Origin of the sequence: Streptomyces sp. NPDC058796 (genome assembly GCF_042745235.1) — a bacterium.
Lineage (GTDB): Bacteria > Actinomycetota > Actinomycetes > Streptomycetales > Streptomycetaceae > Streptomyces.
In genome coordinates, this window is sequence record NZ_JBHYOP010000005.1 from 319,787 (window position 1) to 340,120 (window position 20,334).

At 71.8% G+C, this 20,334-nt stretch carries 15 protein-coding genes; 8 read left to right on the forward strand and 7 right to left on the reverse strand.

Going from position 1 to position 20,334, the window contains the following annotated elements; all coding sequences use genetic code 11:
- Nucleotides 1-40 precede the first annotated feature (40 nt).
- The 3 genes from ACFW47_RS15620 to ACFW47_RS15630 all read left to right on the forward strand — a co-directional run bounded on the left by ACFW47_RS15620 (nucleotide 41) and on the right by ACFW47_RS15630 (nucleotide 3,978).
- Nucleotides 41-922: a LysR substrate-binding domain-containing protein gene (locus tag ACFW47_RS15620; RefSeq protein WP_386278458.1), complete on the forward strand. Its 882-nt coding sequence runs from the start codon at nucleotides 41-43 to the stop codon at nucleotides 920-922.
- 309 nt (nucleotides 923-1,231) lie between these two features.
- Nucleotides 1,232-3,058, forward strand: coding sequence for an AMP-dependent synthetase/ligase (locus ACFW47_RS15625; RefSeq protein WP_386278460.1), 1,827 nt, complete (start codon nucleotides 1,232-1,234; stop codon nucleotides 3,056-3,058).
- 83 nt (nucleotides 3,059-3,141) lie between these two features.
- Nucleotides 3,142-3,978 carry an aldo/keto reductase gene (locus ACFW47_RS15630; protein ID WP_386278462.1) on the forward strand — a complete coding sequence of 279 codons (837 nt, stop codon included), beginning with the start codon at nucleotides 3,142-3,144 and terminating at the stop codon, nucleotides 3,976-3,978.
- A gap of 178 nt (nucleotides 3,979-4,156) precedes the next feature.
- On the opposite strand, the gene ACFW47_RS15635 is transcribed toward ACFW47_RS15630, so the two are convergent.
- Together ACFW47_RS15635 and ACFW47_RS15640 are read right to left on the reverse strand one after the other, a co-directional pair.
- Nucleotides 4,157-5,071, reverse strand: coding sequence for a class I SAM-dependent methyltransferase (locus tag ACFW47_RS15635; protein ID WP_386306045.1), 915 nt, complete (start codon nucleotides 5,069-5,071; stop codon nucleotides 4,157-4,159).
- A 147-nt stretch (nucleotides 5,072-5,218) separates the two neighbouring features.
- Nucleotides 5,219-6,955 (reverse strand): glycoside hydrolase family 6 protein, encoded by a 1,737-nt coding sequence (locus ACFW47_RS15640; protein WP_386278470.1) that lies wholly within the window; start codon nucleotides 6,953-6,955, stop codon nucleotides 5,219-5,221.
- 536 nt (nucleotides 6,956-7,491) lie between these two features.
- Here ACFW47_RS15640 and ACFW47_RS15645 point away from each other — a divergent pair.
- Together ACFW47_RS15645 and ACFW47_RS15650 are read left to right on the forward strand one after the other, a co-directional pair.
- Nucleotides 7,492-10,413, forward strand: a complete 2,922-nt coding sequence (locus ACFW47_RS15645; protein WP_386278472.1) for a glycoside hydrolase family 48 protein — start codon at nucleotides 7,492-7,494, stop codon at nucleotides 10,411-10,413.
- A 218-nt stretch (nucleotides 10,414-10,631) separates the two neighbouring features.
- Nucleotides 10,632-13,286, forward strand: a complete 2,655-nt coding sequence (locus tag ACFW47_RS15650; protein ID WP_386306046.1) for a cellulose binding domain-containing protein — start codon at nucleotides 10,632-10,634, stop codon at nucleotides 13,284-13,286.
- 91 nt (nucleotides 13,287-13,377) lie between these two features.
- Here ACFW47_RS15650 and ACFW47_RS15655 read toward each other — a convergent pair whose 3' ends face one another.
- The 4 genes from ACFW47_RS15655 to ACFW47_RS15670 all read right to left on the reverse strand — a co-directional run bounded on the left by ACFW47_RS15655 (nucleotide 13,378) and on the right by ACFW47_RS15670 (nucleotide 16,915).
- Nucleotides 13,378-13,779, reverse strand: a complete 402-nt coding sequence (locus ACFW47_RS15655; protein ID WP_386278476.1) for a hypothetical protein — start codon at nucleotides 13,777-13,779, stop codon at nucleotides 13,378-13,380.
- Nucleotides 13,780-13,885: 106 nt separating this feature from the next.
- A complete protein-coding gene (locus ACFW47_RS15660; protein ID WP_386306047.1) occupies nucleotides 13,886-15,763 on the reverse strand; it encodes a rhamnogalacturonan lyase in 1,878 nt (625 codons plus the stop codon).
- A gap of 101 nt (nucleotides 15,764-15,864) precedes the next feature.
- Nucleotides 15,865-16,605 (reverse strand): class I SAM-dependent methyltransferase, encoded by a 741-nt coding sequence (locus ACFW47_RS15665; protein ID WP_386278480.1) that lies wholly within the window; start codon nucleotides 16,603-16,605, stop codon nucleotides 15,865-15,867.
- A 4-nt stretch (nucleotides 16,606-16,609) separates the two neighbouring features.
- Nucleotides 16,610-16,915: a 4a-hydroxytetrahydrobiopterin dehydratase gene (locus tag ACFW47_RS15670; protein WP_386306048.1), complete on the reverse strand. Its 306-nt coding sequence runs from the start codon at nucleotides 16,913-16,915 to the stop codon at nucleotides 16,610-16,612.
- Between the two features lie 149 nt (nucleotides 16,916-17,064).
- Here ACFW47_RS15670 and ACFW47_RS15675 point away from each other — a divergent pair, with 149 nt between their 5' ends.
- Entirely contained in the window at nucleotides 17,065-17,880 is an 816-nt protein-coding gene (locus tag ACFW47_RS15675; RefSeq protein ID WP_386306049.1) for a helix-turn-helix domain-containing protein, read from the forward strand.
- On the opposite strand, the gene ACFW47_RS15680 is transcribed toward ACFW47_RS15675, so the two are convergent.
- Nucleotides 17,862-18,287 (reverse strand): hypothetical protein, encoded by a 426-nt coding sequence (locus ACFW47_RS15680; protein ID WP_386278486.1) that lies wholly within the window; start codon nucleotides 18,285-18,287, stop codon nucleotides 17,862-17,864. The genes ACFW47_RS15675 and ACFW47_RS15680 overlap by 19 nt on opposite strands.
- Nucleotides 18,288-18,506: 219 nt before the next feature.
- Between ACFW47_RS15680 and ACFW47_RS15685 the strand changes: the two genes are divergently transcribed.
- Nucleotides 18,507-19,370 (forward strand): helix-turn-helix transcriptional regulator, encoded by an 864-nt coding sequence (locus ACFW47_RS15685; RefSeq protein WP_386306050.1) that lies wholly within the window; start codon nucleotides 18,507-18,509, stop codon nucleotides 19,368-19,370.
- 57 nt (nucleotides 19,371-19,427) lie between these two features.
- Nucleotides 19,428-20,243 (forward strand): SAM-dependent methyltransferase, encoded by an 816-nt coding sequence (locus ACFW47_RS15690; protein ID WP_386306051.1) that lies wholly within the window; start codon nucleotides 19,428-19,430, stop codon nucleotides 20,241-20,243.
- The last annotated feature ends 91 nt before the right edge of the window (nucleotides 20,244-20,334 follow it).

A 20,334-nucleotide genomic window follows, 5' to 3' on the forward strand; every position in this document is an offset into this window, starting at 1 on the left:
CCGCTCTGACTGCCATCACGATCGGCGATAGGCTGGTGGGATGTACGAGCCGTCCCACCTGCGCACTTTCCTGTCGGTGGCGCAGACGCTGAGCTTCACGCAGGCCGCCCGGCGGCTCGGGCTGCGCCAGTCGACCGTGAGCCAGCACGTGCGGCGGCTGGAGGACGCCACCGGCCGGCAGCTCTTCAGCCGCGACACCCACTCCGTGGAGCTGACCGAGGACGGCGAGGCGATGCTCGGGTTCGCGCGCCGCATTCTGGAGGTGCACGAGCAGGCGACGGCCTTCTTCACCGGTACGCGGCTGCGCGGGCGGCTGCGGTTCGGGGCGTCCGAGGACTTCGTGCTGACCCGGCTGCCGGAGATCCTGGAGGGCTTCCGGCACGATCACCCCGACGTCGACCTGGAGCTGACGGTGGAACTGTCGGGGACGCTGCACGAGCAGCTGGCCGCCGGGAAGCTGGACCTGGTCCTGGCCAAGCGGCGGCCCGAGGACCCGCGGGGCGAGCCGGTCTGGAGCGACCGGCTGGTGTGGATCGGCGCGGAGCGCCTGCGTCTCGACCCGGACCGTCCGGTACCGCTCATCGTCTACCCCCCGCCGGGCATCACCCGCGCGCTCGCCTTCGACGCCCTGCAGCGGCAGGGCCGCGAGTGGCGCGTCGCCTGCACCAGCGGCAGCCTCAACGGACTGATCGCGGCGGCTCGCGCCGGACTCGGCGTGATGGCGCACTCGCGGGGGCTGATCCCGCCCGGCCTGGTGCGGGTGCCGGACCGGGCCGGGCTGCCGGAGCTCGGCCGGGTCGACTTCGTACTCGTGCACGGCAGGCGGCATCGCTCGGCGCAGGGCGCGGCGGACGCCCTGGCGGCCGCGATCCTGGCGGGCGGCGACCGCCTGCACCGATCGAGGCGGGCCGCGCTCGGGTAGCCGGGCGACGCGTGGTGTGACACCTTCCCCGCCGCCCGCGCTGTAGAGGGGAGGGGCGTCGGCCGCCGCGCGACCGGCGGTAAGTGGGCCGTACAGATTCGGTGGAGATTACGCCACCGAAACTTACTCAAACGTCAGGAACGTGTCCGACCCTTCCCCATGTGAGCGCATTTCCTCCCGCTGACCAGCGCGGACCTGAGCACTGCTCGCATTCGCCGCCCCTGCCGCCGCCGTTCCGCGTGGGGTAGCTTTCACCGCGCTGTGCGGGGCGTCACCCGGAGCCAGGGAGCCAGGAGCGGGGAGCGGGGTTTGCGCGAGTTCACCAGTCCTCCGTCGACGTCGGCACCACCGGTGGGCGGTCTGGCCGATGTCGTCTTCCGGCATGCCCAGGAGGACCCGGGACACATCGCGCTCGGCCGTAAGGACGACGCCGGGCAGTGGCGGGACGTGACCGCGGGCGCGTTCCGCGACGAGGTGCTGGCCCTCGCCAAGGGGCTGCTCGCCCAGGGCGTCCGCTTCGGTGACCGGGTCGCCATCATGTCCCGCACCCGCTACGAGTGGACGCTCTTCGACTTCGCCCTGTGGACGATCGGCGCCCAGGTGGTGCCCGTCTACCCGACCTCCTCGGCCGAGCAGTGCCTGTGGATGCTCCACGACGCCGAGGTGACGGCCGCGGTCGTGGAGCACGAGGACCACGCGATGACGATCGCCACCGTCATCGACCGGCTGCCGCGCCTGCGCGGCCTGTGGCAGCTCGACTCCGGCGCCGTCCAGGAACTGTACGACGCGGGCGCCCACCTCGACGACGAGGTGGTGCACCGGCACCGCAAGGCGGTCACGCCGGACACGGTCGCCACCGTCATCTACACCTCGGGCACCACGGGCCGCCCCAAGGGCTGCGTGCTGACGCACGGCAACTTCATGTACGAGGCGGACACCGTCATCGAGCGCTGGGAGCCGGTGTTCCACTCCAAGAAGGGCGACGAGGTGGCGACCCTGCTGTTCCTCCCGCTCGCCCACGTCTTCGGGCGGATGGTGGAGGTCGCGGCGATCCGCGGCAAGGTCCGCTTCGGCCACCAGCCGCAGCTCAACGCCGCCGCGCTCCTGCCCGACCTGGCCGCCTTCAGACCGACCTTCATCCTGGCCGTGCCGTACATCTTCGAGAAGGTGTTCCACGCGGCCCGGCGCAAGGCCGAGAAGGAGGGCAAGGCCGGCCCCTTCGAGAAGGCCGTCGACGTGGCCGTGCGGTACGCGGAGGCGGTGGAGGCGAAGGCCTGGGGCATCGGGCCGGGACCGTCGGCGGGCCTGCGGATGCAGCACCAGCTCTTCGACAAGCTCGTCTACGCCAAGGTGCGGGCGGCGATGGGCGGACGCATCCGCAACGCCATGTCGGGCGGCTCGGCGATGGACCGGCGGCTCGGACTCTTCTTCGCGGGCGCGGGCGTGCAGATCTACGAGGGCTACGGACTGACCGAGTCCACCGCGGCGGCCACCGCCAACCCGCCCGAGCGCACCCGCTACGGCACCGTCGGCCGGCCCGTCCCGGGCGTCACCGTGCACATCGCGGACGACGGCGAGATCTGGCTGAACGGCGACAACGTCTTCCAGGGCTACCTGAACAACCCCAAGGCCACCGACGAGACCCTGCACGAGGGCTGGCTGGCCACCGGTGACCTGGGCGTGCTGGACGAGGACGGCTACCTGACCATCACCGGCCGCAAGAAGGAGATCCTGGTGACCTCCGGCGGCAAGAGCGTCTCCCCCGGCCTGCTGGAGGAGCGCGTCCGGGACCACCCGCTGGTCAACCAGTGCATCGTCGTCGGCAACGACCGCCCCTACGTCGCCGCCCTCATCACCCTGGACAGTGAGGCGGTCGACCACTGGCTGACCATGCGCAACAAGCCACGGATGTCCCCGGCCGAGCTGGTGCACGACGCCGACCTGGAGACGGAGGTGCGGCGGGCGGTCGTGGCCGCCAACACGCTGGTGTCGCAGGCCGAGTCGATCCGCACCTTCCGCATACTGGCCCAGCCGTTCACCGAGGAGCACGGGCTGCTCACCCCGTCGCTCAAGCTCAAGCGCAAGGCCATCGAGAACGCCTACGGCGCGGAGGTCGAGGCGCTTTACAGAGCGTGAGTTCGCCGGTCAGGAATGCGGCACGGGCCGTGATCGTTGACGATGTGAGTACCACCTGACCACAACCGAAGGATCAAGAGCTCGTGAGCAGCAAGGTCCCCCCGATCACCCTGAACAACGGCGTCGAGATGCCCCAGCTGGGCTTCGGCGTCTGGCAGGTGCCGGACGACGAGGCTCAGACGGCCGTCGCCCAGGCGCTGGAGGCCGGGTACCGCAGCATCGACACAGCGGCGATCTACGGCAACGAGGAGGGCACCGGCCGGGCGATCGCCGCCTCCGGCGTCCCCCGCGAGGATCTGTTCGTCACCACCAAGCTCTGGAACAAGGACCAGGGATACGACTCGACCCTCCGCGCCTTCGACACGTCGCTGGCGAAGCTGGGCCTGGAATACGTGGACCTGTACCTGATCCACTGGCCGATGCCGGCCAAGGAGCGCTACGTCGACACGTACAAGGCGTTCGAGAAGCTGCACGCCGACGGCCGTATCCGGGCCATCGGCGTCTCCAACTTCCTGCCGGAGCACCTGGAGCGGCTGATCGGCGAGACGTCGGTCATCCCTGCCGTCAACCAGATCGAGCTGCACCCGCACCTCCAGCAGCACGCCGCCCGCGAGTACCACGCGGAGCAGGGCATCGCCACCGAGGCGTGGTCCCCGCTCGGCTCCGGCAAGGGCATCCTCGAGATCCCGGCGATCGTGGCGATCGCCCAGAAGCACGGCCGCACCCCGGCGCAGGTGGTGCTGCGCTGGCACCTCCAGGTCGGCAACGTGGTGATCCCGAAGTCCGTGACGCCGTCGCGGATCAAGGAGAACATCGACGTGTTCGGCTTCAGCCTGGACACCGAGGACCTCGCGGCGATCAGCGCGCTCAACGAGGACCGGCGCACCGGCCCGGACCCGGCGGAGTTCAACGGCGAGTGAGACGACGCCCGCGTGGGGGCCGGGCCGGCACCGGCCCGGCCCCGACTCTCGGCTTCGCTCGGGCCGGGGCCGCCGTCACCCTCAGAATCAGGCGCCTGGCCCGGCTCTGCACGGTGCCGGTCGGGGCCACCGGGCATCCGCCGGGCGCCTCACCAGCAGGGAGACCGGCGCCTGCGCGTCAGGCGGGCCGCACCGCCGTGTAGACCGTGTGCGCCACCAGTACGAACACGTCCTGCCGCCGGTGCGCGCTCGCCTCGTCGGCGGGGTCGAGCAGCCGGTCGAGGGTCTCCCGGTCGGTGGCGTCCAGGCCGTCGCCGAGGCGGTCGCGCAGGCGGGACAGGGACGTGGTGACGTAGGCGCGGGCCTCGTCCGACAGCGGCGCAGGCAGGTCCAGCAGGAAGCTCCGGGTGCCGGTGTGCTTCAGGCCGGCGGCGGTCAGCATCGCCGGCCAGTCCTCGGTCTCGGGCACGGAGCCGGGCGTGTTCGCGCGCATCTCGGCGAAGGCGTCCTCCTCCACCGCGTGCATCCGGGCCTGCAGCCCGGGACGCCCGATCCCGATGTCTCGGGGCAGGAAACGGGCGGGCAGCCCGCCCTCCAGGAGCGCCAGGGTGCCGCCCGGTGCGAGGTGCCCGGCGAGTGCGGCCACGGCCGCGCGCTGGTCGCCGAGGTGGTGCAGGCTCTGGCTCGCCCACATCAGGTCGGCCGGGTAGTCCAGCTCGCCCAGCACCCCGGGCAGCTCTCCGGCGAGGGTGCCGAAGCGGTCGGCGGCACCGAGACGGGCGGCGCGGTCGCGGGCGCGCTCCAGCAGGGGCTCGGCGCCGTCGACGGCGAGGACGCGGGCGCCGGGGAAGGTGTCGGCGAACAGGCAGGAGACGACGCCGGGTCCGCTGCCGACGTCGACGACCAGGCCGGGCTCGGTCACCTCCCGCGCCAGCCAGGTCATGGCCTGCCGGTACAGCGGTGTGTACAGCTCCGCCTGGGCCTGAAGCAGCGGGGCCATCTCGGCCCAGTCCATGTCGCTGTGGCCGTGGCCGTGGTCGTGTCCGTGTCCGGTGTCGTGCCGGTGGTGGGTGTCGTGGTGGTCGTGCGCCATGGTGGTCAGCCTCCCGTTCGCGGTGCCGTCAGGGTGCGACGACGCACCGCGCGAAGGCAAACGAAGTTGCCGTGACCGCAAAAAGTACCGCCGGGGCCCGGCCGGGGAGGGCCGGGCCCCGACGGCGTCAGCTACGCCGGAGTCCCGTCAGGACAGGGGCGGGTAGGCGTTCTTCATCAGCTCCTGGAACTGCGCGGAGAACCAGTGGCCGGAGATCGGTGCGTCGGGCAGCGCACCGGAGGGGCTGTTGCCGTTGCGCGCGTTGCCCTCGTAGGTGGGGTCGCACATCCGGTCGAAGCCCTTGCCCTCGTCGTTCGGGATCTCCTCGCTCGCGCCGTCGGACTCGCCCGGGGGCTTCATCCACACGTACGCGTCGATCCCGGCGGCGGGGCTGGCCTGCGGCCGCTCGCCGAGGCCGGCTCCGGACTGGTTGCACCAGTTGCCGAGGTGGATGCGGCGGTCGTAGCGCCCGCCGTCCACGTAGGTGTTCACGTCGGTCGTCGCGCCCGGTCCGGTGGGCCGCGCCTCGCCGCCCCAGCCGTTGCGCGAGGTGTCGATCAGCATGCCGAGGTTCTGGTCGAAGCCGAGCGAGACCAGCTTGTCGCGCATGGCCTGGGCGTAGGACAGCTCGTCGGTGTACTGGTTCCAGTCGATCCAGTCGGACTGGCGCACGGAGGTTCCGTTGACCGAGTCCGTGATCTTGAAGTTCTCCTCCTTCAGGGCGCTGTAGTTGGCGGTGTTGACGATGAAGCCGTGCACATCGTCGACGGTCGCGCCCTCGGTGGTGGCGGCGGTCTTGAACATGTCGGCGGAGGGACCGAAGTTGCTGTCCCAGCCGAGCCAGCCGTGGTGGCCGGCGTCGACGTAGTTGTAGACGTTGCCGACGTCGCCGAGCTTGTTCAGGGCGTACCCGACGCCCTTCTGGTAGTTGCCGTTGGCCTTCATGACGTCGCAGTTCTCCGTGGCGGTCGGCCGCCCGGAGACGTTGGTGACCAGGTTGGGCAGCGAGTCGATCTCGACCGTGGTGACGATCCGGAGGTCCGCGTACTTGGGGTCGGCGAGGATCTCGGCGATCGGGTCGATGTACTCGGTCTTGTACCGGTCGATCTCCGTCGGGCCCAGCTCGCCGTTGGAGGCGAGGGCGGCGCAGTCGCGTCCGGGCAGGTTGTAGATGACGAGCTGGACGGCGAGTTCCCCGGAGCCCTTCTGTGTCAGCGCCTCGTCGAGGTGGTCGCGCAGCCCCATGCCGCCGTTGACCCCCTCGATGGCGGCGATCCGGTCGAGCCACACACCGGTGGGCTGGTCGGCGATGCGGTCGCCGCCGGGCTCGGCCGCCGCCTTGGCGCTCCACTCGGGGTTCACGTAGACCTTGGCTCCGTCGTACGGGTTGTCCACCCGCTCGCCCTGCTCCGGCGGATCGGTCGGGTCCGGCGGGTCGGTCGGGTCGGGGTCGGTCGAACCGCCGTCGTCGACGTTGCAGGTCACGCCGTTCAGGGTGAAGGTGGCGGGGACGGCGTTGCTGCCGCTGTAGGTGCCCTGGAAGCCGAAGCTCGCCGAACCGCCCGTGGAGAGCGTGCCGTTGTAGGCCTCGTTGGTCGCGGTGACGGCGGCGCCGCTCTGGCTGAGCTTCGCGTTCCAGCCGTTGGTGACCTTCTGGCTGCCGGCGAACGTCCAGCCCAGGGACCAGCCGGAGGTGGCGGCACCGTTGTTGGTGACGGTCACGGCGGCGGTGAAGCCGCTCCCCCAGTCGTTCTGCACCTGGTAGTCGACGGTGCACGGGACGGCCGCCGCGCCGGCGCCGGCGGACTGCGCGGCGAAGGCCGTGCCGGAGGCCCCGGCGACCAGCGCCAGGGCGGCGAGCATCGCGGTTCTGCTGCGGGTCATGAGTGCGGGTTCCTTCTTTCGTGGGGTGCGCGTGCTGCGGTCAGGGGTGCGCGTGCTGTTCGTCCGGGACCGCGCGCACTGGGCACGGTCCGCCTCCGCACGGCAAGGGGGTGCCGTCGCGGACGGAGATCAGGAACGGCCCGCGGGCACGGTGGAGCGGCCCGGGGGGTGTGCGTGTACGAGCCGGCGCGCCGGCCGGTGAAGCGTCGGACGTGCCGCTGCCACGGCTCCAAGTCCTGAACGCGAAAGGTGGTGCGGGGGGTGGCGCATGAGCGACTCCTCGCAGTTCGGAAGCGCCGCGACGGACACTTCGACTGATGGAACCGCTCCCACTGGTGCCGATGAAGGTAGCGCCAAGTGACGGTAAAGAACAGAGGAGTTACCGATTTTCTCCCGGCGGTGCGTGTCGAATCTTTTCGACTCTCCACACATCTTGACCGCACAGACCCCCCTCCCCACTATGGGAGCGCTCCCACTGGTTCAAGGCTTGTCGCTCCTCCCCCACACTCCCCGAGCCGCAAGGAGGAACCAGCACCATGCACCCCGCACACAGACCCAGACGCCGCACCGCGCGGCGTCTGTGGACGGCCGCCCTGGCGGCCCTCGCCTTACCCCTCACCATGCTGGGCACCGGTTCGACTCCCGCCCAGGCGGCCGCACTTCAGTGCAGCGTGGACTACAGGACCAACGACTGGGGCTCCGGATTCACCGCCGAGCTGACGCTCACCAACCGCGGCACCGACGCCATCGACGGCTGGACGCTGACGTACGACTACGCGGGCAACCAGAAGCTGACCAACGGCTGGAACGGCACCTGGAGCCAGTCCGGGAAGACCGTCACCGTCAAGAACGCCGCGTACAACGCCCGCGTCGCGGCCGGCGCCGCCGTCACCACCGGCGGGCAGTTCACCTACAGCGGCGCCAACACCGCGCCGACGAGCTTCGCCGTCAACGGCACCACCTGCGCCGGCGCGCACCAGCCCCCGATCACCGTGCTGACCAGCCCGGAGCCGGGATCGGTCTACTCGCAGGGCGAGGCCGTTCCACTGGCCGCCACGGCCGCGGCGGCCGACGACGCCACCATCAGCAAGGTGGAGTTCTACGACGACACCACGCTGCTGGGCACCGACACCAGCGCCCCCTACACCTACTCCGCCTCCGGTTTGACCGTGGGCAGTCATTCCCTGGTGGCGAAGGCCTACGACAGCATGGGCGCCTCCGCCGCCTCCGTGCCGGTCGGCATCACGGTCGCCTCGGGACCGACCGTGGTCGCCACGCCCGGGCAACTGGGCGTCCAGCAGGGCGAGTCGGGCACGTACGAGGTCAAGCTCTCGAAGGAGCCGGCCGCGAACGTCACGGTGACCACGGCACGCGCGAGCGGCAACACCGGCCTGTCGGTCTCCGCCGGGGCGAGCCTCACCTTCACCCCGGCGAACTGGGACACCGCCCAGGAGGTGACCATCGCGGCCGACGCCTCCGGCACCGGCTCGGCGGTCTTCGAGTCGACGGCCCCCGGCCACGGCAAGGCCTCGGTCACCGTGACCCAGCTGGGCGCCCAGAAGGATTACGACGCCCGCTTCCTGGAGCTCTACGGGAAGATCACCGACCCGGCGAACGGCTACTTCTCCCCCGAGGGCATTCCGTACCACTCGGTCGAAACGCTGATCGTGGAGGCGCCGGACCACGGGCACGAGACCACGTCCGAGGCGTACAGCTACCTGCTGTGGCTCCAGGCCATGTACGGCAAGGTGACCGGCGACTGGGACCGGTTCAACAACGCCTGGGAGATCATGGAGACCTACATGATCCCCACCCACGCCGACCAGCCGACCAACTCGTCCTACAACGCGTCCGAGCCGGCGACCTACGCCCCCGAGCTGGACACGCCGGACGAGTACCCGGCGCCGCTGGACGGCACGGTGCCGGTCGGTCCGGACCCGATCGCCGGCGAGCTGAGGTCGGCGTACGGCACGGACGACGTCTACGGCATGCACTGGCTCCAGGACGTCGACAACACCTACGGCTACGGCAACTCGCCCGGCAACTGCGAGGCGGGCCCGTCGGACACCGGCCCCTCCTACATCAACACCTTCCAGCGCGGCGCGCAGGAGTCGGTGTGGGAGACGGTGCCGCAGCCGACCTGCGACGCCTTCAAGTACGGCGGCCCCAACGGCTACCTGGACCTGTTCACGGGTGACGCCTCCTACGCGAAGCAGTGGAAGTTCACCAACGCCCCGGACGCCGACGCGCGGGCGGTGCAGGCGGCGTACTGGGCGGACGTCTGGGCCGAGGAGCAGGGCAGGGGCGAGGAGATCGCCGGCACCCTGGACAAGGCCGCCAAGATGGGTGACTACCTGCGCTACGCCATGTACGACAAGTATTTCAAGAAGGTCGGGAACTGTGTGGGGCCGTCGAGCTGCCCGGCGGGCACCGGCAAGGACTCCTCGCACTACCTGCTGTCCTGGTACTACGCGTGGGGCGGCGCCGTGGACACCTCGGCGGGCTGGGCCTGGCGCATCGGCTCCAGCCACACCCACGGCGGCTACCAGAACCCGCTGGCGGCGTACGCGCTGAGCACGTACGACGACCTGAAGCCGAAGTCGGCGACGGGCGCGGCGGACTGGGCCAAGTCCCTGGACCGGCAGATCGAGTTCTACCGCTGGCTCCAGTCCGACGAGGGCGCCATCGCGGGCGGCGCCACCAACAGCTGGGCGGGCCGGTACGCGACCCCGCCGGCCGGTACGCCGACTTTCTACGGCATGTACTACGACGAGAAGCCGGTCTACCACGACCCGCCGTCCAACCAGTGGTTCGGCTTCCAGGCGTGGTCCATGGAGCGGGTCGCCGAGTACTACCAGCAGAGCGGCGACGCGCGGGCCGAGGAGGTCCTGGACAAGTGGGTCGACTGGGCGCTGTCGGAGACGACGGTCAACCCGGACGGCACCTTCCTGATCCCGGCGACGCTGAAGTGGTCGGGGCAGCCGGACACCTGGAACGCGTCCTCCCCCGGTGACAACGCCGGCCTGCACGTCACCGTCGCGGACTACACGAACGACGTCGGTGTGGCGGCGGCGTACGCCAAGACCCTGACGTACTACGCCGACCGCTCCGGCGACTCGGAGGCGGCGTCGACGGCCAAGGCACTGCTGGACGGCATGTGGGAGAACAACCAGACCGCGCTGGGCATCGCCGTCCCGGAGACCCGCGCCGACTACAACCGCTTCGACGACCCGGTGCACGTCCCCAGCGGCTGGACCGGGACCATGCCGAACGGCGACACGATCGACGCGTCGTCGACCTTCTCCTCGATCCGCTCCTTCTACCAGGACGACCCCGCCTGGTCCAAGATCGAGAGCTACCTCGCGGGCGGCGCCGCGCCCACGTTCACGTACCACCGCTTCTGGGCGCAGGCGGACATCGCCCTCGCCATGGGTTCGTACGCGGAGCTTCTCGAATAGCCCCCGCGAAGCGCTCCGCGGGTGGCGCGGGATGCTCGGCTGCGGGCCGTGCGTGGCTGGTCGCGCAGTTCCCCGCGCCGCGCCGGGGCGCTTGACGGCTCCGTGTGCAGGGTTCCGCCACCGGACGGCGGGGCCATCTGCCGGGCGGCCCTCGTCCACGCCGAGGGCCGCCCGGCCTCGCATGTGTTCTGTTCCCGACGGAAGGACGGTTCCCCACCGTGCGAAGAACCCGGATCCTCACAGTCCTGCTGGCCCTGGCGGCCGGCCTCCTCACCGGCGGCCCGCCCGCCGCGCTGGCCTCCGGTTCACCGGCGGCGGCCGCCGTGGCCGCCGACTCCTACACCTGGAAGAACGCCCGCGTCGACGGGGGCGGCTTCGTCCCCGGCATCGTCTTCAACCGCTCCGAGAAGGACCTGGCCTACGCCCGCACCGACATCGGCGGCGCCTACCGCTGGGAGGAGGGGACGAAGAGCTGGACTCCCCTCCTCGACCACGTCGGCTGGGACGACTGGGGCCACACGGGCGTGGTCAGCGTCGCCTCCGACTCCGTCGACCCCGACCGGGTGTACGCGGCGGTCGGCACGTACACCAACGACTGGGACCCGGGCAACGGCGCGGTGCTGCGCTCCGCCGACCGGGGCGCGACGTGGGAGAAGGCCGACCTGCCGTTCAAGCTGGGCGGCAACATGCCGGGCCGCGGCATGGGCGAGCGCCTGGCCGTCGACCCGCACGACAACGACGTGCTGTACCTGGGCGCGCCCAGCGGCAACGGCCTGTGGCGCTCGACGGACGCGGGTGTCACCTGGTCCGAGGTGACGGCTTTCCCCAACCCCGGGAACTACGTGCAGGACCCCACGGACACGAGCGGCTACGCCTCGGACAACCAGGGCGTCGTCTGGGTCACCTTCGACGAGTCCACGGGTACGGCGGGCGCCCCCACGAAGACGGTCTACATGGGGGTCGCCGACAAGGAGAACGCCGTCTACCGCTCGACCGACGCGGGCGCGACCTGGGAGCGCGTCGCCGGGCAGCCGACCGGCTACCTCGCCCACAAGGGCGTCCTGGACGCCGAGAACGGCCACCTGTACCTGGCCTACAGCGACACGGGCGGCCCGTACGACGGCGGCAAGGGCCGGCTGTACCGGTACGCGACGGTGACGGGCACCTGGACGGACATCAGCCCGGTCGCCGAGGCCGACACCTACTTCGGCTTCAGCGGACTGACCGTCGACCGGCAGAACCCCGGCACGGTGATGGCGACGGCGTACAGCTCCTGGTGGCCGGACACGCAGATCTACCGCTCCACGGACAGCGGCGCGACGTGGACGCAGGCATGGGAGTACACGTCGTACCCGGCCCGCGAGAACCGCTACACCATGGACGTCTCCTCGTCCCCGTGGCTGACCTGGGGCGCGAATCCCAGCCCGCCCGAGCAGACGCCGAAGCTGGGCTGGATGACGGAGGCGCTGGAGATCGACCCGTTCGACTCGGACCGGATGATGTACGGGACCGGGGCGACCGTCTACGGCACGGAGAACCTCACGAACTGGGACGACGAGGGCGGCGAGTTCGCCATCGAGCCCATGGTCCGCGGGCTGGAGGAGACGGCCGTGAACGACCTGGCCGCTCCCCCGTCGGGCGCCCCGCTGCTCAGTGCGCTGGGTGACGTCGGCGGCTTCCGGCACACGAGCCTGACCGAGGTGCCGTCGATGATGTTCACCTCCCCCAACTTCACCTCCACCACGAGTCTGGACTTCGCGGAGACGAACCCGGACGTCGTCGTGCGGGCCGGGAACCTCGACGCGGGCCCGCACATCGCCTTCTCCACGGACAACGGCGCCAACTGGTTCGGCGGCACCGACCCCGCGGGCGTGAGTGGCGGGGGCACCGTGGCCGCCGGCGCGGACGGCAGCCGCTTCGTGTGGAGCCCGCAGGGCGCCGGAGTGCACCACACGGCGGGCTTCGGCACGTCCTGGCAGCCGTCGAGCGGCATCCCGGCCGGCGCGGTCGTAGAGTCCGACCGGGTCGACCCGCACACCTTCTACGGCTTCAAGTCCGGGAAGTTCTACGTCAGCACGGACGGCGGCGCGACCTTCACCGCGTCGGTGGCCACCGGCCTGCCCGCCGGGGACAGCGTACGCTTCAAGGCGCTGCCGGGCGGGGAGGGTGACATCTGGCTGGCGGGCGGGGCTGCGGACGGTCCGTACGGGCTGTGGCACTCGACGGACGGCGGCGCGAGCTTCACCAAGCTGCCGAACGTCGACGAGGCCGACACCGTCGGCTTCGGCAAGGCGGCGCCGGGCGCCTCGTACCAGACCCTCTACACCAGCGCCGAGATAGCCGGGGTGCGCGGCATCTTCCGCTCCACCGACCAGGGCGCCACCTGGACCCGCGTCAACGACGACGCCCACCAGTGGGGCTGGACCGGCGCGGCCATCACGGGCGACCCGCGCGTCTACGGGCGGGTGTACGTGGCGACCAACGGGCGCGGGATCGTCTACGGCGACACCGCCGGTACCGACCCCGGCCCCGGGCCGGACCCGGAGCCGGCCGGGGCGTGCGCGGTGGCGTACACGGTCACCAACCAGTGGGGGGGCGGCTTCCAGGCCGATGTGCGGCTCACCAACACGGGCACCTCCGCCTGGGACGGCTGGTCCCTGCGCTGGTCCTTCCCGGACGGCCAGCGGGTGACCCGGATGTGGAACGCGGAACACACCGCGTCGGGCGGGTCGGTGACCGCGCGGAACACCGGCTGGAACGGCACGGTGGCCGCCGGAGCGTCGGTGGCCTTCGGCTTCACGGGTCAATGGTCGGGAGGCAACTCCCTTCCGGCGTCGTTCACCGCCGGGGGTGAGGCCTGCTCCACCGGCTGATCCAGCCCGCCCGCGCCCCGCGGCGGCCCGGACGGCCACGCGCGACGGCCCCGGACCGTGTCGGTCCGGGGCCGTCGCCCTGCCGGGCAGGTCAGGCGACGACGTCGATGTACGTCCAGGGCCCGTAGCTGCTGCCCTTGACCGGCACGACGTACAGCCGGACGGACTTGCCCTCGGTGAGGTCGCCGCTCTTCCAGGGGCTGCAGTACCCGGCGGTGTGACCGCGGGTGTCCACCCTGCGGTCGACGATCCCGTCGAAGTTGTAGTCCAGCGCGGCCTCGATGCCCCAGCCGTCCGACTTGGTGTCGCACGCCCGGATGGCGTCGCCGGGGATCGAACCGGAGGGGTCCGCGTTGAAGGTTGCGCTGCCCGCGCTGTTGGGCGCGTAGATGGTCACGCTGCCCGCCCAGGCCTGTCCCTGCATCCCGACGGCCAGGCCGACCGCACAGGCGCCGGTGACGAGTGCGCGGACCGCGGTTCTGCGGCTCTTCATGTTGCGTTCCCCTCCTGCCACGGACACCGCGCCCCTGGCATGCTCGGGACAATATGCCACACGTGAATCACTTGCGGAAACTCGCTTCCACCTCCCTCACCGCAGTTCACGGCGTGTACACCGTCGGCCTCGGCGCCGTCGCCATCCCCGCGCCGATGAAGAAGCTCGGGTGCGGAGGCTGGTTGTAGGCGGTGTTCTGCCAGGCCAGGGCGGTGCGGTACTGGGTGTCGTGAAGGAGGGTCGTGATCCTGCGGTCCGTGTCGTGCGGGGTCGAGTAGATACGCAGGGCGGTGTTGTTGCTCGTGCGCCAGACGACCTCCTCCCGCCAGTCGCCGAGGATGTCGCCGGACAGGACCGGGGTGGCCTTCGTGCCGTTGTTGGAGGCGACCGAGGAGCCGGTGAGCAGGCGGGTGTCGCCCGAGGTGCCGTACTTGTCGACGCGGGTGCCGTCGAGGAGTTCGCGGACGGGGTCGCCGTCCCACCAGGACAGGAAGTTGGCGCTGGAGGGCTTGCGGCTGTGTACGACCGTGCCCTTCGGGTTGCGGATGCCGCTCTCGGCCGACGACCAGGACTCCGCGCCCGCGCTGCCGGACCAGATGTCGGCCGAGACGCCCCGGCCGTTGTCGCCGCTCGCGCCCGTCGCCCAGATGATCTGGCCGGTGCGGGCGTCGGCCATCCAGGAGGAGGGCTTCGAACTGTCCTCGTCGACCTTGAACTCCTCCAGGCCGGGACGGGACGGGTCGAGGTCGCCGACGTGCATCGTGTCGCCGTGGCCGTTGCGCGTGGTCCACAGGGCGTGGCCGTTGTCGTCGACGGCCATCGCGCCGTACACGATCTCGTCCCTGCCGTCGCCGTCGACGTCCGCCACGGACAGCTGGTGGTTGCCCTGGCCGTCGTAGCCCTTGCCCGCGTTGGTGGAGGAGTTGGTGTCGAAGGTCCAGCGGCGGGTGAAGCGGCCGTCCCGCCAGTCCCAGGCGGCGATCACCGAGCGGGTGTAGTAGCCGCGCGCCATGATCAGGGAGGGGCGGGAGCCGTCCAGGTAGGCCGTGCCGGCCAGAAAGCGGTCGACGCGGTTGCCGTAGGAGTCGCCCCAGGAGGAGACGTTGCCCCGGCCGGGGACGTAGTCGACCGTGCCCATGGCCCTGCCGGTCCGCCCGTCGAACATCGTCAGGTACTCGGGGCCGGTGAGGATGTATCCGGACGAGTTGCGGTGGTCGGCCGATGAGTCGCCGATGACCGCGCCCGTGCCGTCCATCGTGCCGTCGGCGGTCTTCATGGCGACCTCGGCCCTGCCGTCGCCGTCGTAGTCGTACACCTGGAACTGCGTGTAGTGGGCGCCGGAGCGGATGTTGCGGCCCAGGTCGACGCGCCACAGCCGGGTGCCGTCGAGCCGGATGCCGTCGACGATCGTGTTGCCGGTGTGGCCGGACTGGGAGTTGTCCTTGGCGTTGGTGGGCTGCCACTTCAGGACGAGGTCGAGGGCGCCGTCGCCGTCGAGGTCGCCGACGGAGGCGTCGTTGGCCTCGTAGGTGTAGGAGACGCCGTCGGGGGTGGTGCCGCCGGCGGGCGGGGAGATCGGCACGTCCTTGTACCCGGCCCGGAACTGGATCGCGTGGACCGAGTCGCCCTGCTCGGTGCCGTTCACGACCGCGCGGACGGTGTAGTCGGCGTGGGAGGGGGCGCCGGAGTGGAAGAAGGTCGTGGAGCCGGTGACGGGGGTGGAGTTGACCTTCGTGCCGGCCCGGTAGACGTTGAAGGAGACGTTGTCCGGGTCGGTGGCCAGCCAGCGCCAGCCGACCAGGTTGCCGGCGCCCGTGTGGACGCTGACCACGCCCCGGTCGAGTGCCTCGGCCTGCCGGGCGGTCGCCGCTTCGGCGGTGTCGGTGGTGAGCGTGGTCAGACCGGTGCCGACGAGTGCGGCGGCGGCGAGGGCCGCGCCGAGGACGAGCGGACGGCGTCTGCGGTGCTTGTGGGGGTGGCTCACGGGACGGACCTCCTGGAGGACGGATGGGTTCCGTCTCTTGGTCGCCGCCCGGCACGGCCGGGTTGCCGCCCGCCGCCCACGGATTCCCCGTGTTCGGTCCCCTACGGCTTCGCGAACGCCCTCAGCGTGAACACCGGGTCGGGCCGGGGCCGGTCCTGGTCGGGCAGCGCCGCGAGCCGGTCGGCGAACTCGTCCGCGAGCGGGTCGCCCGGCGGCAGCGTGACGAACCAGCCGCGCCTGAGGTCGGCGATCGTGCGGCGGGGGCTGCGTCCCTGGCCGTGGCCGGTGAAGCGGGCGTGTCCGGCGGGGAGCAGGCCGTGGGCGCGGGCGTGGGACTCGACGAGGCCGGCCGCGTCGTGCGCGGTGCTCGGCGGGCGGGTGGCCAGTACGGCGTCGATGTCGCTGCCCACGTTGTGCGAGGCGCCCTTGTCGACCGTGGTCACGTACACCCCGCCGGGGCGCAGGACGCGGGCGCACTCCCCGACGATCGCCCGCACGTTCGCGCCGCCGCCCGCCAGGTGGAGCAGCCACACGCTGCTGACGGCGTCGAACTCGCCGTCCCGGAAAGGCAGCCTGCGGCTGTCGGCGAGCAGCACCGCGCCGGGCAGCCGCGCGGCGGCGCGCCGGGCCATGGCGGGCGCCAGGTCGGCGCCGGTCACGCGCAGCCCCGCCCGGCCGGCCGCGAGCCGCCGGGTGACGATGCCGGTGCCGCAGGCGACGTCGAGCAGGCTGCGCGCCCGTGCCGGTACGAGGCTCAGTACGGCCCGTGCGGCGGCCTCGGCGCGCGGCTCGCCGCCGCGGGAGGCGTCGTAGACTTCCGCTTCCTTGTCGTAGTCGAGCACACCGTCAGTGTGCCCCGTGGCCGGCGGCCAGGTCCTCCACCCTGCGGGCGAGCTCCACGTCCTTCTCGGTGACGGCGCCGCCCGCGCTGTGGGTGTGCACGGCGAGGGAGACCGTGTTGTAGCCGAGGGTCAGGTCGGAGTGGTGGTCGAGCTCCTCCTGCACCTGGGCGACGTGGACGACCATCGCGGCCGCCGCGAAGTGCGAGCCGAGCCGGTAGGAGCGGGTGAGGCGGCCGTCGTCGAGGGACCAGCCCGGCAGCCCGGCCAGCCGTTCCTCGATCTCCTGCCGCGACAGCGGTTCGACGGGCATGGGCTGCGCTCCTTTCCTGGGCGGCCGACGGCTCGGCGGACTGCTCGGTGGCCGCATCACCCTCAGCCTGCCACAGCCGGGCCGTGCGGGCCCTGGTCAGGAGGGCCGGCCCGCCCCTTCAGGGGCCCGGGTCGGCTACCGTGCGGAGTATGACCGCACTCGTGTCAGGTACCGCCCCCACCGCCCAGGGCGTGGGTCCGCTGCTGCGGGCCTGGCGGGAGCGGCGGCGGGTCAGCCAGCTGGAGCTGGCGCTGCGCGCCGACTCCTCCGCCCGGCACATCAGCTTCGTCGAGACGGGCCGCTCCCGGCCGAGCGAGGAGATGGTGCTGCGGCTCGCCGAGCACCTGGAAGTGCCGGTGCGCGAGCGCAACGCGCTGCTGCTCGCGGCCGGTTACGCCCCGCGCTACCCGGAGACCCCGCTGGACGACCCGGCGCTGGGTGCCCTGCGCGAGGGCATGGAACGGCTGATCCGGGGCTACGAGCCGTATCCCGCCCTGGTCGTGGACGCGACGTACCAGGTGCTGGCCGCCAACCGGGGCATCCTGATGCTGCTGGAGGGCCTGCCGGAGCACCTGCTCCAGCCACCGGTCAACGCGATGCGGCTGACCCTGCACCCGGAGGGCCTGGCGCCGCGCATCCGCAATCTGCGCGAGTGGCGCGGGCACCTGCTGGAGCAGATGGAGCGGCAGATCGCCCTGCACCGCTCGGAGCCGCTCCGCGCGCTGTACGAGGAGGTGGCGGCGTACCCGGTGCCGGTCGGCGGCGCGGGTGAGGAGCCGGCCGAACCCGTGCCGTACTTCGCGCTGCCGATGCAGATCGAGCACGAGGGACGGACCCTGTCGTTCATCTCGTCCATCTCCACCTTCAACACGCCGATGGACGTGACCGTCGCCGAGCTGGCCATCGAGACGCTGCTCCCGGCCGACCCGGCGACGGTCAAGCACCTTCAGACGCTGGTGTCCTGACGCTGCCTCAGCGCTGCGTACTGGAGCAGTGCGAACCCGGCGACGGTGAGCGCCTGGAGGACGGTCCACACGGCGCCGGCCGTGGTGGGCGTCAGCCACAGGCCGAGGGCGGCGAAGCTGACCGCCGCCCAGGCGAGGTTGGCCTCGACGACCGCCCGCACCCCGAGGGCCGGCGGCCGGGGGCGCGCGGCCAGCAGGGCGACGCACCCGGCGTACACCGCGAGGAACGCGCCGAGGGCGAGGAGCAGCCCGGAGCCGGCGCCGAGGAAGCGGCCGAGCGGCCCGGAGAGCGCGAGGTAGGCGACCGCGTTGGCGCCGGTCACCACCGCGTCGAGGGCGAGGAACCGGCGCAGCATCAGCTGCGGTTCGGTGGTGCGGGCGAGGACGGCCAGCTGGTTGGTGGACATGACGAGTCATCCTCCGTCGGGGTCGGTGCGCGGCTGCGGGGACCGGGTTCCGGAACGGAGTGCGCCGGCCCGGAACCCGGTGGCTCCACGATGGCGCCCCGGCCGCGCACGGTCGATTACCCGGCAGGTAATGATGTTGATCCACGAACACCCCTTGTGAGACTGACAGGGGAACATGACAGACTGCGTTGAGACTTGGGCGCGTTGGGGAGGCGTGGCGTGAGTGAGCGGCGGGCCGCACCCACCGTGGGCCAGGTGGTCCTGGGCAGAAGGCTGCAGGAACTGCGGGAGACGGCGGGCCTCAAGCGCGAGGAGGCCGCCAAGGTGCTCCGGGTGGCCCCGGCGACCGTGCGGCGCATGGAGATGGCCGAGGTCGCGCTGAAAATACCGTACGTCCAGATCCTGCTGACGGCGTACGGGGTGCCCGCGGCGGAGGTCACGGCGTTCGTGGCGCTGGCCGAGGAGGCGAACCAGCCGGGCTGGTGGCAGCGGTACCACGACGTGCTGCCGGACTGGTTCAGCATGTACGTGAGCCTGGAGGGCGCCGCGCGGATCGTCCGCTCCTACGAGCCGCACTTCGTGCCGGGGCTGCTGCAGACCGAGGACTACGCGCGCGCGGTCATGGAGGCCGGGACGATCGGCAACGCGGGCGGTGAGGCCGTCGAGCGGCACGTGTCGCTGCGCATGGAGCGGCAGCGGCTGCTGGAGCGGGCGGACCCGCCGCACCTGTGGGTGGTGATGGACGAGACGGTGCTGCGGCGGCCGGTGAGCATCGACGGGCGGGTGATGCGCGGTCAGCTGGACAAGTTGCTGGAGTTCGCGACCCGGGACCGGGTGACGCTCCAGGTCGCCGAGTTCGACGACGGTCCGCACCCCGGGACGTACGCGCCGTTCACCCTGTTCCGGTTCGCGGAGCCGGAGCTGCCCGACATGGTCTTCACCGAGTACCTGACGGGCGCCCTGTACCTGGACTCCCGTACGGAGGTCTCCGCGCACCTGGAGGTCCTGGACCACATGACGGCGCGCGCGGCCTCGACCCAGCGCACCGAGAAGATCCTGCGCGCGTACCGCGAGTACTTCTGAACCGGCAGTCCCGGCAACCGCACCTCTCACACCCCGGCACCGAGGAGACCACCCCGCATGACCGGATCCGGCGCCACCCCCGCGCCCATCGACACCAGCCGGCCGCACCCGGCCCGCGTCTACGACTGGTGGCTGGGCGGCAAGGACAACTACCCCGTGGACGAGGAACTGGCCCGCAGGATCCTCGCCGCGGACGACACGGCGGTTCGCGGCGCGCGGGCCAACCGCCGGTTCATGCACCGTGCGGTGCGGACCCTCGCCGAGGCCGGGGTGCGCCAGTTCCTGGACATCGGCACCGGCATCCCCACCGAACCGAACCTGCACCAGGTCGCGCAGGCCGTGGCGACGGAGGCGCGGGTGGTCTACGCCGACAACGACCCGATCGTGCTGCGGCACGCCGAGGCGCTGCTGCACGGCTCCGCCGAGGGCTCGACGGAGTACGTCCACGCGGACGTCCGCGACCCGGACACCATTCTGCGGCTGGCGGCCGAGTCCCTGGACTTCGCCCGGCCGGTGGCGCTGTCGATGGTGGCCCTGACGCACTACCTCGGGGACGCGGCCGACGGCGACGACGTGCACGGCCTGCTGAAGCGGTACGTGGACGCCCTGGCGCCGGGGAGCTACCTGGTCCTCTCCCAGGTCACGCCGGACCTGAACCCGGAGGCGGTGGGGAAGGCGGCCGGTCTGTTCGCCAGCAGCGGCACGCCGTTCCACCCGCGCTCGCTCGGCGAGTTCTCCCGCTTCTTCGAGGGCCTGGAGCTGCTGGGCCCCGGCGTCATCCCGGTCACCGGCTGGCGGCCGGACCCGGAGGACGTGGCGGTCCAGGCGGAGGGCATCGTGCCGGTGTACGCGGGGGTGGCGCGCAAGGTCTGACGGGACCGGCCGGCGTCCGCACTGACCCGTACGGGCGCCGCGAACGGGTGCGCTCCCGCGCCCGCCCCTAGGTTCGGAAACCAGGGCCCGG

Excerpts from the sequence above, each read along its gene's own strand:
- ACFW47_RS15675 (WP_386306049.1), top strand. The coding sequence starts at position 17,065 with ATGACCGCACTCGTGTCAGGTACCGCCCCCACCGCCCAGGGCGTGGGT.
- ACFW47_RS15620 (WP_386278458.1), top strand. The coding sequence starts at position 41 with ATGTACGAGCCGTCCCACCTGCGCACTTTCCTGTCGGTGGCGCAGACG.
- ACFW47_RS15655 (WP_386278476.1), bottom strand. The coding sequence starts at position 13,779 with ATGAAGAGCCGCAGAACCGCGGTCCGCGCACTCGTCACCGGCGCCTGT.
- ACFW47_RS15680 (WP_386278486.1), bottom strand. The coding sequence starts at position 18,287 with ATGTCCACCAACCAGCTGGCCGTCCTCGCCCGCACCACCGAACCGCAG.
- ACFW47_RS15690 (WP_386306051.1), top strand. The coding sequence starts at position 19,428 with ATGACCGGATCCGGCGCCACCCCCGCGCCCATCGACACCAGCCGGCCG.
- ACFW47_RS15640 (WP_386278470.1), bottom strand. The coding sequence starts at position 6,955 with ATGACCCGCAGCAGAACCGCGATGCTCGCCGCCCTGGCGCTGGTCGCC.
- ACFW47_RS15645 (WP_386278472.1), top strand. The coding sequence starts at position 7,492 with ATGCACCCCGCACACAGACCCAGACGCCGCACCGCGCGGCGTCTGTGG.
- ACFW47_RS15670 (WP_386306048.1), bottom strand. The coding sequence starts at position 16,915 with ATGCCCGTCGAACCGCTGTCGCGGCAGGAGATCGAGGAACGGCTGGCC.
- ACFW47_RS15635 (WP_386306045.1), bottom strand. The coding sequence starts at position 5,071 with ATGGCGCACGACCACCACGACACCCACCACCGGCACGACACCGGACAC.